The organism is Stenotrophomonas sp. STEN035 (genome assembly GCF_056759935.1).
In genome coordinates, this window is sequence record NZ_JBRRDY010000005.1 from 61199 (window position 1) to 77126 (window position 15928).

Consider the following 15928-nt stretch of genomic DNA (forward strand, 5'->3'; position numbering starts at 1 on the left):
GGGAGGATCGAGGAAGGCTGCCCTTGCTTGTCCTCCGCCCTTGCGCGCAGCGCAGGGGAGGATCGAGGAAGGCTGCCCTTGCTTTTCCTCCTCCCTTGCGCGCAGCGCAGGGGAGGATCGAGGAGGGGTGCCTTTGCCATTGCTCTCGCTTGTTCGCCTTCGCCTCCAGAGTCCAGCCTCCACCTCTCCACCCACTGCAGCAAACCCTGCCGTGCTCCTGCCGTCACTTGCGTGGCTTAGAATCGACACATGTCCGATTCACCCTCCACCGCCACCCGGCCCTCGCTGCTGCAGCCACGCCATTGGCCCACCTTTGCCTGGCTTGGCATTGCCCTCATCGCCGCACGTCTGCCATGGACGCTGCAGCGCGCATTGGGGCGTGGCATCGGCTGGCTGGCCTTGCACCTGGCCCGCAGCCGCCGCCATGCAGCCGAGGTCAACATCAAGCTTTGCTTCCCGGAGCAGGACGAGGCCTGGCGGCAACGTCTGCTGCGCGACAGCTTCGACGCACTCGGCGTGGGGATATTTGAATTTGCCCGCGCCTGGTGGGGCAAGATCGACGTCATCCGCCCGCAGGTGCAATGGGAAGGACTGGAGCATCTCAAGGCGCTGCAGGCCGAAGGCCGCGGCGTGCTGCTGGTGTCAGGCCACTTCATGACCCTTGAAATGTGCGGCCGCCTGCTCTGCGACCACGTGCCGCTGGCCGGCATGTACCGCAAGTACCGCAACCCGGTGATGGAGTGGGCGGTGAAAAGCGGGCGGCTGAAGTATGCCTGCGCGATGTTCGCCAACGAGGACATCCGCGCCACCGTGCGCCATCTGAAGAAAGGCGGCTTTCTCTGGTACGCACCGGACCAGGACATGCGCGGCAAGGATTCGGTGTTCGTGCCGTTCTTTGGCATGCAGGCCTCCACCATCACCGCCACCCATCAGTTCGCGCGGATGACTGGTTGTGCCGTGGTGCCCTACTTCCATCGGCGCGAAGGCAGCGGCTATGTGCTGAAGATCGCGCCGCCCCTGCCCGATTTCCCCACCGACGATGCGGTTGCAGATACCGCCCAGGTCAACGCCGCCATCGAAGCAATGGTGCGCGAAGCCCCTACCCAATACCTGTGGATCCACCGCCGCTTCAAGCGCCAGCCCGAAGGCCGCAGTCACTTCTACGACTGAAGCGGCCTCCGTCTCAGTTGCTGCGCTCGTTTGGCTCGGCCAACAGGGCGCCGGCGTACAGCGCGGCCAGCAATACCGTCAGCCCACCCCAGAAGGCGGAATAGAACGCCAGATGGGTATTGAGCGGGAATACCGTTACCGCCAAGGCCAGTGCCGCCGGCCGCGCCCGCTCACGCGCCTGCGGCCCGGAATAGATCCAGGCCCGCAGCGCCATGGCTGCACCGGCAATCCACAGCAACAGCCCCAGCACACCCGTCTCGGCGAGGATCTCCAGCACGATCTGGTGGGCGTGCAGGGCCGGGCCTTCGCCCCATACCGGATGCTGCTCCGGGCTCGGATTGCAGCCCGGATAGGCATCGCGGAAACCACGCGCACCAACCCCATTGATCGGGTGCTCGCGCACCATGCACAAAGCTGCCGACCATATCTGAGTGCGCCCGGACAGCGCCTCGTTGACCCCGCTGGTGCTTCCGCTGAAAGCCATCGCGGTACGCGCAAAGCGCTCACGCACCTGCGCCGAACCCGCCGCCAATGCGCCTACGCCGACAACGCCGGCAAGCACCACCAGCAGCAGCCACTTGGCCCCCAACAGGCGCCAACCGGAGATCAGCAGTACCAGCGCATAGGTAATCAGCGACGCACGCGAACCGGCAAGCACCAGCACCGCGCCGACTGCAGCGGCGGTCAGCAACCAGCCCAAACGACCAAGGCGTGCGCCGACAAAAAACAGCAGGAACGGCGACAGGCTGGCCAGCACCTGGCCGAACTTCAGATTGCATGGCCCGAAGACACCGGGCAGGCGATCGGCCGCGGCAACTTCCTGCACGGTGCACAGGCCGTGCCCACTGCTCAGCCATTTGAGCTGATCCAGGCTCCAGAACAAGGGGCTGGTTCCAATACCCGCCTGCAGCAATGCATCAAGCGTCCACAGCGCGGTGACCACCGCCAGGCCGGTAAAGGTGGTGTGGCGTCGCTGGGGGGTAGCCACCGCTATCGCCACCAGCCACATGAAGGGCAGGTAGCGCAGCCCACTGGCGACCTTGCCCCAGACTTTGCCCGGGTCCTCTGCGCCTATCGCCGAGCCAAGCTGTGGCAGCCAGTACGCACAGAACAGCACACTGGTCAGCGCCAGCGCCGGCACGCCCAACAAGCTGCGGATGCCGCTGCCCTTGTTCAGCCGCAGCAGCAACAAGCGCAGCACGGTAAACAACGCACCCAGCACCAGCACCGACTCGGCGATGCCCGGCAACGGCAGCAAGGCGACATAGGCGATCACCCAGATCGGCGCCCACCAGCCCGCCTGACGTGGCCTCACAGCCAGAGACAGATCAGCTACCGAGTTCTGCATAGACATCCAGGGTCGCACGCTGCATGGCCTGCAACGTATAGGGAATTTTTCGTGGAAGCGACGGTGGATGCTGCAGCAACTGCAACACGCTTTGCGTCAACCGCTGCAGGTCACCCCGCACGACCGCGCCTGAAGGCTGCAGCTGGCTGAGCAACTCGCCCACCCCACCATGGTTCCATCCAACTACCGGGCGACCCACCGACAGTGCTTCCAGTACGGTGCGGCCGAATGCTTCAGGCTTGTCCGACAACTGCAGTACCAGGTCGCTGGCTGCATAGGCCTCGGCAATGTGAGTGGTGGGTTCACTCAACACCACTTGATCGGCCACCCCCAGCGTTCCTGCCAACTGCTCCAGTTCGCGCACATAGGCCTCGCGGCCAGGCTCGCGCACGCCCGGCATCCACAACATTGCCGGTTGGCCTTCGCGCTGAAGCGCTGCCAGCAGCTGCAAGGCATGCGCGTGCCCCTTCAGGCGGGTGCCACGCCCGGGCAACAGCAACAATGGCGCCTGCGTGCCCAGCTGTGGATGCTGCGCGGCCACGGCCAGGCGCGGCCGGCGGTCGCTGCGCTCCACGCGCGGGAACTGGGCCACATCCACCCCGCGCGGTATCACCCGCAGCCTGGCCGGATCGGTCTGCCGGTAATGTTCAAGCAGATAGTCACGCACGGTCTGCGATACGCAGATCACCCGCTCGCCGCTGGCCATGATGCCGCTGTAGCGGCCAGGCGAGTTCAGCCCGTGCATGGTGGTCATCCAGTGCGGACGCTGGCTCGCTGGAATGCCACGCAGCGCATACCAGCCCAGCCAGGCCGGCAAGCGCGAACGCGCGTGCACGATATCGGCGCCGGTTTCACTGAACAGGCGCCGTAGCGGGGCCACGTGCCGCAGGGTCAGCAGCGACTTGCGGCCGATATCCAGGGTCAGATGTTCTGCACCGCTGTCCAGCAGCGGCTGCAGCAAGCGGCCGCCCGCGGACACGACAATGGCCCGGTGGCCGGCAGCCACCAGTGCCGCTGCAATTTCCAGAGTTGAACGCTCGACGCCGCCGGAATGCAGCGCCGGTAGCAACTGCACCACCGTCAAACGGCGCATCGGTCAGCGATCAGTCGGCCAGTACGAATACCGAACCGCAATACGGGCAGGCAGCCTCGCCATTGGGTTCGTTCTCGATCGGCAGGTAAACCCGTGGGTGCGAGTTCCACAGCGCCATTTCCGGCGTCGGGCAGCTCAGCGGCAGGTCAGCGCGGTGCACGGTGTAACGCTTCTCGGCGTTGGCGGGCGCGGTGGCGGTATGGCTCATGGCGTCATTCACAAAAAAACCAGGTCCGCGCAATTCTAGCAGCGCCGGGCCGACGCGGCCGCTTCGATGCAGCGCGGGCAGCAAAAAGCCGGTTACGGTCACCCCGGGACCGGGACCACGCCGCCCCCGGGTCCAGCCTGAGCTGAGCGGGCCACGATCCCCCGCTCACAACAGCCACCGCAGCCGGCTACCAACGCTGCATGACTTCGATTGCTGTCAGCAACGGGGCGGCACCCGGCCGCCCCGTTGGCTACCTACTTGAAGCCGACGTTACTTGAAGTCACCGGCGACAAACACGCTCAGCCGCTCCGGCTTGAGGTGCTTGCGGATGGCAGCATTGACCTGCTCCACCGTCAGCGCCTGATAAGCGGCGTCACGCTGTGCTTCAAAGCTCATGTCGCGGCCGTAGTACAGATGGTCACTCAACAGTCCGGCGATGGCGCCATCGGCCGCCCGTGACTGCTCGCGTGCCACCTTCTTTTCGGCCACTGCGCTACGCAGCTCCTCCACGCTGATGCCGTCGGCGACCAAGCGGGTCAGCTCCTCACGCAGCGCGGTCTCCAGTTTGCCCATGTTTTCCGGTGCCGCGATCGCCTGGATGCTCAGACTGCCGTTGTCATCGCGGCCTACGCGACTTTCATCGGCACTCAGCCCGGCACCAACGTTGTAGCTCAGGCCGTCCTTCTGGCGGATGCGCTCGCCCAGACGCGCCTTGAGCGGGTCGCCACCGAGGATGGCAACGGCGATGTTCAGCGCAGGGAAGTCCGCATCGGCCAGGTTGATCGAGATGTTCTGCCGTGCCAGCAACACCGCATTGGGCTTGTCCGGGGTGGCGAAACGTTCGTGCTTTGCGGCGACATCCCGGTAATGGGTGCTGATCGGCGCGTAGGCCTTGGGCGACTTCCAGTCGGCAAACAAGGACTGCAATTCGGCCTTCAATGCCACCGGATCGAAATCGCCCACCACCGCGATCTCTCCCACGGCGGTCCCGTAGAAGTCCTGATGATAGGCACGCACGTCCTCCAGCTTGAGCGCTTTCAGCCGTGCCAGCGACTCATCGATCGATTGCACGTGCAGCGGGTGCCCGACCGGCCACGGATCGAAGTACTGGCTCAGTGCCAGCGACGCCAAGGTGCCCGGCTCCTTGCGCTGGAACTCCAGCCCAGTGATCGCCTGCAGCCGTAGCTGCTCGAACTCGGCCTGCGGGAACGCAGGGTTGCGCAGCACGTCGGCTGCCAGCCGCAGGGCCTCGATCAGGCTCTCGCGCTTTCCGTTGAGGCCGATGCTGGCCCCTTGCATACCGCCACTCACCTGCGCCTGGGTATTGAGCGCATCAAAGCGGGCTGCGATCTGGCCACGATCCAGACGCTTGCTGCCCGCCATGAGCATCGGCCCTACCCAGCTACCGGCCTCGCTGCGGCCGGTAATGGCCTGCTCGTCGGCGAAGCGGAATGTGGCAGTCAACGCCACTGTCTGCCCGCGATTACGCTTGGGCAGCAATGAAACCCGTAGACCGTCACCGATGACAAAACTCTCGGTACGCGCTGCGATATTTTCAACGCTGGGATCAAACGCCTCCCCTGCGCTGACCGCAGCACGGCCCTTGTAGCCATCCACCAGTGTTGCAATCGGGGGTGCCGCCGGAATCACCGCGCGGTCCGGCACGGCGGTAGGCACGAAGCGGCCCAAGGTACGGTTCTGCGGCTTCAGATAGGCCGCCGCGACGCGATTCACATCGGCAGCAGTCACTCTCTCTATCGCGTCGCGCTGCACGAACAACAAACGCCAATCACCGGCAGCCTGGTACTCGGACAAGGCCATCGCCATCGCGTTGACGTCGCTGGCACGCTTGTCGATGGCGTTGTCGATACGCTGTTTGGCAGCGCTCACTTCCGCCTCGGTGACCGGTGCCACAGCGATCGCTTCTGCCTGCTTCAGCAACTCGGCCTCCACCTTGCCCGGATCGCCATCCTTGGGCAGCACCGACACCAGGGTGAACAAGCCAGGATCATGCAGGGTCTCGCTGCTGGCGGCAGCAAAGGCGGCCAGCTTGGTTTCCATCATCGCCTTGTAAAGGCGACCATTCGGGTTGTCCCCCAACACATTGCCCAACACTGCCAGCGGCGCGCTATCAGCCTGTGCCAGCGCCGGCACGTGGTAGCTGGCGGCAATCAAGGACAAATCGCTACTACGGCGCACAGTGACTTCCCGCTCACCGTCCTGCACTGGTTCCACGGTATGGAATGTGGGCATGGCCCGCGCGGGCTTCTTCAGCGGCGCAAAATGCGCGGCAACACGCGCCAGCACCTGCTCGCTGTCGATGCGGCCAGCCACGATCAACAAGGCGTTGTCCGGCTGATACCAGGTGCGATAGAACGCCTGCAGATTCCCGATTGGCACGTTCTCCACATCCGAGCGCGCGCCGATCGGCATGTTGGCGTAGTTGTGCCAATCAAAGGCCACCGAGCGCATGCGTTTCATCAACACGCCGATCGGACTGTTGTCGCCAGCTTCCATTTCGTTGCGGACAACCGTCATCTCGCTGTCCAGGTCAGCCTTGGCCACCTTGGAGTTGAGCATGCGGTCAGCCTCCAGCCCCAACAACCAGTCCAGGGTGTCGTCATTGGCCGGGAACGAGGCGAAATAATTGGTGCGATCCAGCGAGGTGGTCGCGTTCTTGCTCACTCCACGCTGCTGCATTTCAGCGGGGATGTCCGGGTGCTTTGGCGTGCCCTTGAACATCAGGTGCTCAAGCAGATGCGCCATGCCGGTCTCGCCGTAGTTCTCATGCAGCGAGCCCACGCCGTAGACCAGATTGACGGTAACGGTTGGTTTGCTGGCATCGGCGAACAGCAGCACGCGCAGGCCATTCTGCAAACGGTACTCGCACACACCCTCGACACAGGGACCTGCCTGCACACTGCCAGGCGTGGTCGCCACGACCGGCTTTGCCTGCACCAGTGGCGTCAATGCCAACGAAAGCGCTACAGCCAAGCCACAAAACGGAAGCTTCATCATCGGAATCCAGTCCTCGTTGGTCTTCGATCAACGCACATACCCATACGCTTGGCGCTCCCAACATCGGGTCGAGTGCGGCCAAGCCCCAACGGCAATCATCGCAAAAGCTGACGACACTGTGCCGCCACTCGGTGAATCTGGCCTCTGCCTTCATCCAATTGGGCCGACTCCGCAATCGTTGCTACCACCAACCATCAGCGCCCGCCCAACCAGCCGCCGAACGAATACATGGGCTGCAGCAAACGATCACTCAGCGGCTCGCGCTCGCCGGAAACCTGCGCATCCAGCATCATCCCGGGTTTGAGCGGCTCCAAGCGGCCATGGGCCACAATGGCTTGGCTAGCCAGCTCGACGGTAACGCGATAGAAGGCCTCCTTCACCGCCGGCAGCTCCGGTGCGAAGCTGGCCTCTTCACTATCCACCGCAGTCCGGCTGATGTGCGCGATGGTGCCGTGTTGGGCACCGAACTTCTGATGCGGAAACGCCTGAAAGCGCAGCACCACCCTGTCACCAGGCGCCATTGCACCGATCGCGCGCCCCGGCACCATCAGCTCGGCCTCGAGCCGGCCATCACCCGGCAATACGCTGAGCAGCGGCTGGCCCAAATGCACCGACTGCCCTGGCTTGACCATCCGTGCGACCACCACACCATCTACTGGCGCTTTTACCAGCAACGCAGCACTGGCTTCGTTCTCAACCTGATCCAGGCGCAACTGCGCCAGATGCTCCGCATAAGTGGCATCGTTGGCCTTCTGCCGCCCCGGCAACTCCTGCATGGCTTGTTTCAGCTGCGCAATCAGGCGCTGGGTTGCGGCCTGCTGGCGGCGCAGCGATTGCAGCTGCACGGTGTATTCCAACACCAGCGCCTCCTGCTGTTCTGCTGCTGCAAGGCCAGCGGCGGACGCTGACTCAAACCCTCGCCGCCGCGTCAGCACATCGCCGGCGACCCGTATCTGCTCTCGCCGCGTAGCGACCTCCAGTGCGATCTGCTGTGCTTCAGCGCGAGCTGCCAGCATCTGCTCATGCAAGCCTGTGGCCTGTGCCGCCAACTGCTCCTTGAGCGCGTCGCGCGCCAATACGAAGCTGTCCTGCTTCTGCTGCAGCCCATGCTCCAAGGCCAAATTGGCGTCACCGAGTTCGGGCATCGCGCGCGGCGTGGTGACCAAGGCCAGCGTATCGCCTTCGACCACACGTTTGCCATCGTCAGCATCCAGCCAACGTACGACGCCGCCCGCCGGTGCCAACACCGTTGCCATCCCCTGTACCGGGACCAGCCGGCCAACCACCACAGCGGCTTCGTTACCGCCGCGGATGACCAATGCCATCGCCATGACAACCAACAGCACGAATGTACCTGCTGAATACAGGCACAGTTTTGCGGGCCGCTTGAATTCCATCCATGACCACCAACGATGATCGACAGCCTGCAGTTTTTCATTCGATTCGGTTTGCGCCACGCCTGCACCAAGAGTTCAACGCCTAAGAAAAAAACTCATCCATCTGTCAGCGCTATACCCACGACTATCCATCATGAATTACTGCCTCCGCCGCAGCCTAGCGGCATCGAGCCGCGAGAACAGACGGTGCAATTTACATTGGCAAAAATCGTCAATATCGATGACGAGTTTCGTTCCGACAATCCACGGACGTAATGAACATTGACAATAAGTCTTTGCCGACTTCGCAAGCTCGCAATGGCTTAGGCTTTTAGTCGGCTCTCATGGTCAACGCTCGAGGAGAAATTTATGCATGACCATCTGGGAATCCGCATCCGCAAAGCGCGGAGAAAGATGAAGATGACGCAGGCGGAGTTGGCAGGCCAACTGAAAGTAAGCCGCAGCGCGGTGGGAAACTGGGAAAGTCCGACGGGCATATCGCCCAGCACGATGCGTTTGATCACCATCGCGTTGGTGACAGATGTTTCGTTTGAATGGCTGGCAACGGGACGAGGTGACCTGGATGCGATCTCTGCTGCAATACCCAGCGAAAACGCAGAGTTGGTGGACGATCCATCGGAGCGGAGGCTGTTGCTGGCGTATCGGTCCTGCCGTGCGGCCACCCGCAAACTGGTATTGCAGATAGTGGAGGCACAGAAGATTCCACAGTTCTGATCTTCGGCGGCGACCGATGGCTCAATCGGCGCCGCCTGTCCGGAGCACATGCCACTGCTAGTGGAAGCGGTGTAAACCGCGAAGCTGGCATTGCTGAAGTATCAGGCGCTTTTCGATCTGATGAGCCACCTGCTTCGCGGCTTACGCCGCTCCCACAAGAGATCGGCGGCCTCGCTCACCGGCAAAAGAAAAGCCGGCACAAGGCCGGCTCTGCTTTGACGCATGCGGGTTGGTAATCAACCCGCGCGGTCGGCTTCCATCTGCTTGCGGATCTGCGCATCGACCGCGGCAATCGCGGTCATGTTCAGCACCCGGCGCGAGCTGGCACTGCTGGTCAGGATGTGCACCGGCTTGGTCATGCCCATCAGGATCGGGCCGATCGCCACGCCATTGGTGAACACGCGCACCAGGTTGTAGGCGATATTGGCCGCTTCCAGGTTGGGCAGCACGAACAGATTGGCACGGCCCTTGAGCGTGCTGTTGGGCAGCAGCTTGTCGCGCAGTGCTTCATCCCATGCGGTGTCGCCCTGCATCTCGCCGTCCACGTTCAAGCGCGGGTTGCGCTTGAGCAGCGCTTCGCGCACCTGACGCATTTTCAGCGCGTCCTTGGAGTCGTGGCTGCCGAAGTTGGAATGCGACAACAATGCGATCTTCGGCTCGATACCGAACAGCTTCATGCGGAACGCCGCCTGCAGCGTGGATTCGACGATCTGCTCGACGCTCGGGTCTTCCTGCACGTGCGTGTCGACGAAAAAGAACACGCCCTGGTTGTTGATCACGCCGGTCATCGCCGAGGTCGAGCTGACCTTGGCCTCCAGCGGAATCACGCTGCGCACATAGCCCAGCTTCTTGTGGAAGCGGCCAACCAGGCCCGACAACATCGCATCGGCCTCGCCGCGGGCAACCATCACCGCCGCAATCAGGGTCGGACGCGAACGCATCAGGTTCTTGGCCGCGGCCACGGTGACGCCCTTGCGGCCGGTCATCTCGTGGTAGTACTGCCAGTACTCATTGAAGCGCGGGTCGTCGTTGATGTTGGTGATTTCGAAATCGACACCGGCACGCATGCGCAGCGCCAGCCGCTCGATGCGGGCCTCGATCACGTCCGGACGGCCGATCAGGATCGGGAAGGCAACACCTTCGTCGATCACGTTCTGCACGGCCTGCAGCACCACTTCTTCTTCGCCCTCGGCGTAGACCACGCGCTGCTTTTCCGAACGCGCACGGTCATAGACCGGCTTCATGAACAAGCTGGTGCGGTAGACGAACTGGGCCAACTTGTCGCGGTAGGCGCCCATGTCGGCGATCGGGCGGGTAGCAACACCCGAATCCATCGCGGCCTGAGCCACGGCGGCCGACAGCTCAACCAGCAGACGACGATCGAACGGACGCGGGATCACATAGTCGCGGCCGAAGCTGGGCACGTCACCGCCATAGGCGGCGCCAAGATCAGAAGCTTCCTTGCGGGCCAGCGCGGCAATCGCGCGCACGCAGGCAACCTTCATTTCTTCGTTGATGGTGGTAGCGCCAACGTCCAGCGCACCGCGGAACAGGTACGGGAAGCACAGCGCGTTGTTGACCTGGTTCGGGTAGTCCGAACGGCCGGTACCCATGATGATGTCCGAACGCACCGAATTGGCGTCTTCCGGCAGGATTTCCGGATAGGGATTGGCCAGGGCGAAGATGACCGGATCACGCGCCATGCTGGCGACCATGTCCTTGCTGAGGATGCCGCCAGCCGACAGGCCCAGGAAGATATCCGCGCCATCGACGATCTCGGCCAGCGTGCGCTTGTCGGTATCGCGGGCGTAGCGGGCCTTTTCCGGGTCCAGATCGGTACGGCCGGTGTGGATAACCCCATCGCGGTCATAGGCCAGGATGTTTTCCGGCTTCAAACCCAGCGAAACCAGCATGTTGACGCAGGAGATACCCGCCGCGCCCATGCCGGTGGTGGCCAGCTTGACCTCTTCGATCTTCTTGCCAGTGATGCACATGGCGTTGAGCACGGCGGCGCCAACGATGATCGCGGTGCCGTGCTGGTCGTCATGGAACACCGGGATGTTCATCCGCTCGCGCAGCTTGCGCTCGACGATGAAGCACTCCGGTGCCTTGATGTCTTCCAGATTGATACCGCCGAAGGTCGGCTCCAGCGAGGCGATGATCTCGACCAGCTTGTCGGGGTCGTTCTCGTTGATCTCGATGTCGAACACATCGATGCCGGCGAACTTCTGGAACAACACACCCTTGCCTTCCATCACCGGCTTGCCGGCCAGCGGGCCGATATTGCCCAGGCCCAGCACTGCGGTGCCGTTGGTGATCACACCAACAAGATTGCCGCGCGCGGTCATCTCGCTGGCCATGGCCGGGTCTTCCATGATCGCTTCGCAGGCATGTGCCACACCCGGCGAATACGCCAGCGACAAGTCGCGCTGGGTCAACATGGGCTTGGTTGCCACCACCTTGATCTTGCCTGGCGGCGACATCCGGTGATATTCGAGGGCGGCCTGCTTGAAATCTTCGTTGGACATCGAGTTGTGGGCGCTAATGGGCAAGAAGGACGGGAGATGATAACGCCGTTAAGGCAGCTGGACCTGTCGCTACGCTGTCGCATTCATGCTGCAACCGCACAATTCGGACCTTTCCACGCCATTGTGTGTCCGCCAGTTTCAGCCCTGAGGATGACAAGCTCGGGACGCAAAAAAGGCGCGGGGCAGCCTGCTCGGTGGCTGGCCCCGCGCAAAAACACACACACAGGTAAACCTCAGCCTTTGGCCGGCGGCGACGGTGGCAGTTCCGACGGCTCCGCGCCATCGAGCACCAGCGTCAGGCGCTGCCGGTCCAGCGCGCCCTCCCAGCGCGAAACCACCACGGTCGCGACCGCATTGCCAATGAAATTGGTCAGCGAACGGCACTCACTCATGAAACGGTCCACCCCCAGAATCAGGGCCATGCCGGCCACCGGAACCTCGGGCACCACCGCCAACGTAGCGGCCAATGTAATGAAACCTGCGCCGGTGACCCCGGCCGCGCCCTTGGAACTGAGCATGGCGACCAGCAGCAGCGCGATCTGGTGGCCCAAGCTCAACTCAGTATTGGTGGCCTGGGCGATGAACAGCGCCGCCAGGGTCATATAGATGTTGGTGCCATCCAGGTTGAACGAATAACCGGTTGGCACCACCATGCCCACCACCGACTTGCTGCAGCCGGCTTTTTCCATCTTCTCCATCAGCGAGGGCAATGCCGACTCCGATGAGGAGGTGCCCAGCACCAGCAGCAGCTCGGCCTTGAGATAACGAGCCAGCTTGAACACCGAGAACCCGCACAGACGCGCCACCGCACCAAGGATCACCGCCACGAACAGCAACGAGGTCAGGTAGAACGAGCCAACCAACCAGGCCAGATTGACCAGCGAGGCGATCCCGTACTTGCCAATGGTGAAGGCGATGGCGCCAAACGCACCGATCGGTGCGGCCCGCATCAGCAGGTGAACCAGTTTGAAGACCGGTGTGGTCAGCGCTTCCAGCAGGGCCAGCACCGGGCGCCCCTTCTCGCCCACCGAGGCCAGCGCAATCCCGAACAGCACCGCTACAAACAGCACCTGCAGGATGTTGTCGCCAACAAAGGGGCTGACCAGGGTCTTGGGAATGATATCCAGCGCGAAGCCCACCAGGCTCAGCTCGTGCGAGCGCTGCACATAACCCTCCACCGCAGTCTGATCAAGATCGGCCGGATTGATGTTCATGCCGGCGCCGGGCTGCACCACATGCGCCACCACCATGCCGACCACCAGGGCCAAGGTGGAAAAGAACATGAAGTAGGCCATCGCCTTGGCAAACACGCGGCCAACGGTGCGCAGATGGGTCATGCCGGCAATACCGGTGACGATGGTCAGGAAGATCACCGGCGCGATGATCATCTTCACCAGTTTGATGAAGGCATCACCCAGCGGCTTGAGCTGTTCGGCGAACACCGGCTCGAAGTGGCCCAACAGCACGCCCAGCGTGATCGCTACCAGCACCTGCACATAAAGCTGACGGTAGAGCGGCAGCCGGCGTGCGGCCGGGCTGGCAACGATGGCAGAAGGGGCGTGCATGGCGGAGAAACCTCGGTTGTTTACTACGGGAGGTTTTTTACGCGTCAAGCCGCGCGCCGCCGATAACGCATTGGTGTTACTGCAAGCACAGACGCCGGACCTGATCAACGATTTCGGACCGACCCAGCCAATAACCGGACAAGACCTATGGCCCCCCGCGCCAGCCCTGCCGGACCATCGGGGCATGCCGTTCTTCCCGACCCATCGGCGCCGCATGCGCTGGCTGCTGCCACTCACAGCCACCCTTGTCATCGCTGCGATGAGCTTGGTGGCGCTACGCCATTTCGAGCGCAGCAGCCTTGCCAGCGACGCCGGGCGGGCGGCAACCCAGCTGCATCTGCACGGCGAGGCCCTGCAGGCGCTGATCGAACGCCACCGAGTGCTGCCGGCGGTACTGGCCCTGGACCCGGATGTGCGTACCGCGTTGGCCCGGACCACGATGGACAGCACCGAGCTGGACCGTCTCAACCGCAAGCTCGAACGCGTCAACGGCGTGGCCGCCACCTCGACCCTGACCCTGCTTGACCGCAACGGCATGGCAGTGGCCGCCAGCAACTGGCGCATGCCGCGCAGCAATAATGTCGGTAATAGCTACCAGTTCCGCCCGTACTTCCGTCAGGCGATGCAACAGGGCAGCGGCACCTTCTATGCCGAGGGCGTGACCACCGCCATGCCCGGCTATTTCCTGTCCGAAGCAGTGCGCGATGAGAGCGGCAGTCCGGTAGGTGTGGTGGTGGTCAAGGTCATCCTGCGGCCGTTGGAGCAGACCTGGGCAGACACCAGCGACACCGTTTTCGTCAGCGACAGCAATGGCGTGATCTTCCTCTCCAGCCATCGGCCCTGGCGCTATCTGACCCTGCATGCACTGGGCAGCGGTGTCCGCGAAGAACTGCTACACACCCGCCAATACACCCATCTGCCGCAACAGCAGTTGCAGTATTCGGCGGGCACACGGCTGGGGCCGAATCAGCAACGGGTGAAACTGCCCGATGCCGGCGACGTGATCTGGGTCTCGCAGCCGTTGCCACAACAGCAGTGGAACCTGCACCTGCTACGCAGTACCGCCAGCAGCAGCAACAACGCGCGTACCTTTGCCGGCGCGGTAATGGCCAGCCTGATTGCCTTGCTGCTGCTGGGTTATGGGCTATGGCAGCGGCAACGACTGGCACGCTTGCGCGAACGCAGCCGGCGCGAGCTGGAACAACTGGTGGAGCTGCACGCACAGGAACTGCGCACCGCCCAGGACGGCGTCGTGCATGCTGCCCATGCGACTGACTATGGCGAGAGCGCCAGCCTGCAACATCTGCCGCAAGGGGTATGCGTGGTCGATGCCAAGCTCAACCTGGTAGCCTGGAACAGGCGCTACATCGAGCTGTTCCGATTCCCGCCGGGGCTCATCCAGGTGGGCCGCCCGATTGCCGATGTCTTCCAATACAACGCACGCCGCGGGCTGCTCGGACCCGGCCTGGTGGAAGAAGCCATCGAACGCCGGCTCAACCACCTACGCTCGGCCACCCCGCATATGCACGAGCGCGAGAGCGGTGATGGCAACGTCATCGAGATCCGCGGCAACCCGCTGCCGGGCGGCGGCTTCGTCACCAGCTATACCGACATCACCGCCTACCGCAACGCCGCCCGCGACCTGCGCTCGCTGGCCGACACGTTGAGGCTGCGGGTCAGCGAGCGCACCCATGATCTGGCCGGCGCCAAGCGCGATGCCGAGGAAGCCAATCAGGCCAAGACGCGCTTGGTAGCTGCCGCCGTGCACGACCTGCTGCAGCCGCTGAATGCCGCGCGCATGTTTCTATCGGCCCTGCGCAGCCGTCTGACCGATACCGACAGCCGCGATATCGCCAACAATGTCGACAACGCCTTGACCGCGCAGGACGGCATCCTGACCAGCCTGCTCGACATCTCGCGGCTGGAATCTGGCGCGCTCGAGAAGCGGGTCCGTGATTTCGCACTGGAGCCGTTGCTGGAGGCACTGAGCATCGAATTCGGCATCCTCGCCAATGCGCGTGGCCTGCTGGTCAGCCACGTTGCCACCACTGCGGTGGTGCGCAGCGATGAGGCACTGTTGCGGCGGATCCTGCAGAACCTGCTATCCAATGCGGTGCGCTACACCCGCAGCGGCCGCATCGTCATTGGCTGCCGCCGCGACGGTGAACAGCTGCGCATCGAAGTGCACGACACCGGCACCGGCATTCCGGAAGCGCGCCAGCGGGAAATCTTCGAAGAGTTCCGCCGGCTCGACAACGCCGGCAGCGAAGAGGCCGGTGCCGGCCTCGGGCTGGCCATCGTCGACCGCATCGCTCACCTGCTCGATCACCGCATCGGCCTGCGTTCCACGCCCGGGCGCGGCAGTGTGTTCTCGGTCACCGTGCCACGCGGTGATGTCGGCTGCTGCACACTACCGGTGACGCCAGCGGAGGAGCCACAAGCAGACTCCCTGCTGGCCGGCTGCCGGGTCTGGTGCATCGACGACGACCCCCGCATCAGCCTGGCCACCCGCCTGTTGCTGGAACGCTGGGGCTGCCTGGTGGAGTTTGCCGGCGGGGTAGAAGCCGCACAGGCAGCAGCTCGTGCCGACAATGTTCCCGACCTGTTGCTGCTGGACGTACGCATGGGTGATATCAGCGGCCCCGACCTGCTGCCCCTTCTGGTGGAAGGCTGGAGCAGTGAACCCGGGGTGATCCTGTTCACCGCGGAGCAGGACCCGGATCTGCACGAGCTCGCACGCGACCGCAACTGGGGTTTTGTCTCCAAGCAGGCGCGGACCGCGGCACTGCGCTCACTGATGACGCATCTTTATCAACGTGGGAGTTGAATCAACAATGTGCCTCGCCGCAAGGTAGAGCCGAGCCATGCTCGGCTTTGGCATTACTGG

Annotated in this window: 11 protein-coding genes; 4 read left to right on the forward strand and 7 right to left on the reverse strand. The window is 63.4% G+C overall.

What is annotated here, in order from left to right; all coding sequences use genetic code 11:
* The first annotated feature begins 249 nt into the window (after positions 1–249).
* Entirely contained in the window at positions 250–1170 is a 921-nt protein-coding gene (locus ACVOLL_RS04030) for an LpxL/LpxP family Kdo(2)-lipid IV(A) lauroyl/palmitoleoyl acyltransferase (RefSeq protein WP_481511709.1), read from the forward strand.
* A gap of 13 nt (positions 1171–1183) precedes the next feature.
* Here ACVOLL_RS04030 and ACVOLL_RS04035 read toward each other — a convergent pair whose 3' ends face one another.
* The 5 genes from ACVOLL_RS04035 to ACVOLL_RS04055 all read right to left on the reverse strand — a co-directional run bounded on the left by ACVOLL_RS04035 (position 1184) and on the right by ACVOLL_RS04055 (position 8183).
* The gene (locus tag ACVOLL_RS04035) at positions 1184–2518 is read right to left on the reverse strand and encodes an O-antigen ligase family protein (RefSeq protein WP_481511778.1); all 1335 of its coding nucleotides are present in this window, start codon (positions 2516–2518) and stop codon (positions 1184–1186) included.
* On the reverse strand, positions 2499–3611 hold the full coding sequence (locus tag ACVOLL_RS04040; protein ID WP_481511710.1) for a glycosyltransferase: 1113 nt from the start codon (positions 3609–3611) through the stop codon (positions 2499–2501). The genes ACVOLL_RS04035 and ACVOLL_RS04040 overlap by 20 nt, the downstream gene beginning before the upstream one ends.
* 10 nt (positions 3612–3621) lie before the next feature.
* A complete protein-coding gene (locus tag ACVOLL_RS04045) occupies positions 3622–3819 on the reverse strand; it encodes a zinc-finger domain-containing protein (protein WP_282267169.1) in 198 nt (65 codons plus the stop codon).
* 270 nt (positions 3820–4089) lie between these two features.
* On the reverse strand, positions 4090–6834 hold the full coding sequence (locus ACVOLL_RS04050) for a M16 family metallopeptidase (RefSeq protein WP_481511711.1): 2745 nt from the start codon (positions 6832–6834) through the stop codon (positions 4090–4092).
* 197 nt (positions 6835–7031) lie between these two features.
* Positions 7032–8183, reverse strand: coding sequence for an HlyD family secretion protein (locus ACVOLL_RS04055; protein ID WP_481511712.1), 1152 nt, complete (start codon positions 8181–8183; stop codon positions 7032–7034).
* A 66-nt stretch (positions 8184–8249) separates the two neighbouring features.
* Here ACVOLL_RS04055 and ACVOLL_RS04060 point away from each other — a divergent pair, with 66 nt between their 5' ends.
* Together ACVOLL_RS04060 and ACVOLL_RS04065 are read left to right on the forward strand one after the other, a co-directional pair.
* The gene (locus tag ACVOLL_RS04060) at positions 8250–8489 is read left to right on the forward strand and encodes a hypothetical protein (protein WP_481511713.1); all 240 of its coding nucleotides are present in this window, start codon (positions 8250–8252) and stop codon (positions 8487–8489) included.
* Between the two features lie 93 nt (positions 8490–8582).
* The gene (locus tag ACVOLL_RS04065; RefSeq protein WP_481511714.1) at positions 8583–8948 is read left to right on the forward strand and encodes a helix-turn-helix transcriptional regulator; all 366 of its coding nucleotides are present in this window, start codon (positions 8583–8585) and stop codon (positions 8946–8948) included.
* 236 nt (positions 8949–9184) lie between these two features.
* On the opposite strand, the gene ACVOLL_RS04070 is transcribed toward ACVOLL_RS04065, so the two are convergent.
* Positions 9185–11476, reverse strand: coding sequence for an NADP-dependent malic enzyme (locus tag ACVOLL_RS04070; RefSeq protein ID WP_481511715.1), 2292 nt, complete (start codon positions 11474–11476; stop codon positions 9185–9187).
* Between the two features lie 233 nt (positions 11477–11709).
* Positions 11710–13041, reverse strand: a complete 1332-nt coding sequence (locus ACVOLL_RS04075; RefSeq protein ID WP_481511716.1) for a dicarboxylate/amino acid:cation symporter — start codon at positions 13039–13041, stop codon at positions 11710–11712.
* 184 nt (positions 13042–13225) lie between these two features.
* Here ACVOLL_RS04075 and ACVOLL_RS04080 point away from each other — a divergent pair, with 184 nt between their 5' ends.
* Positions 13226–15868, forward strand: a complete 2643-nt coding sequence (locus ACVOLL_RS04080) for a PAS-domain containing protein (protein ID WP_481511717.1) — start codon at positions 13226–13228, stop codon at positions 15866–15868.
* Positions 15869–15928 lie beyond the last annotated feature (60 nt).

Bases quoted from the DNA above. Each gene is read 5' to 3' on its own strand.
- ACVOLL_RS04030 (WP_481511709.1), top strand. From the start codon at position 250: ATGTCCGATTCACCCTCCACCGCCACCCGGCCCTCGCTGCTGCAGCCA.
- ACVOLL_RS04035 (WP_481511778.1), bottom strand. From the start codon at position 2,518: ATGCAGAACTCGGTAGCTGATCTGTCTCTGGCTGTGAGGCCACGTCAG.
- ACVOLL_RS04040 (WP_481511710.1), bottom strand. From the start codon at position 3,611: ATGCGCCGTTTGACGGTGGTGCAGTTGCTACCGGCGCTGCATTCCGGC.
- ACVOLL_RS04045 (WP_282267169.1), bottom strand. From the start codon at position 3,819: ATGAGCCATACCGCCACCGCGCCCGCCAACGCCGAGAAGCGTTACACC.
- ACVOLL_RS04050 (WP_481511711.1), bottom strand. From the start codon at position 6,834: ATGAAGCTTCCGTTTTGTGGCTTGGCTGTAGCGCTTTCGTTGGCATTG.
- ACVOLL_RS04060 (WP_481511713.1), top strand. From the start codon at position 8,250: ATGATCGACAGCCTGCAGTTTTTCATTCGATTCGGTTTGCGCCACGCC.
- ACVOLL_RS04065 (WP_481511714.1), top strand. From the start codon at position 8,583: ATGCATGACCATCTGGGAATCCGCATCCGCAAAGCGCGGAGAAAGATG.
- ACVOLL_RS04070 (WP_481511715.1), bottom strand. From the start codon at position 11,476: ATGTCCAACGAAGATTTCAAGCAGGCCGCCCTCGAATATCACCGGATG.
- ACVOLL_RS04075 (WP_481511716.1), bottom strand. From the start codon at position 13,041: ATGCACGCCCCTTCTGCCATCGTTGCCAGCCCGGCCGCACGCCGGCTG.
- ACVOLL_RS04080 (WP_481511717.1), top strand. From the start codon at position 13,226: ATGCCGTTCTTCCCGACCCATCGGCGCCGCATGCGCTGGCTGCTGCCA.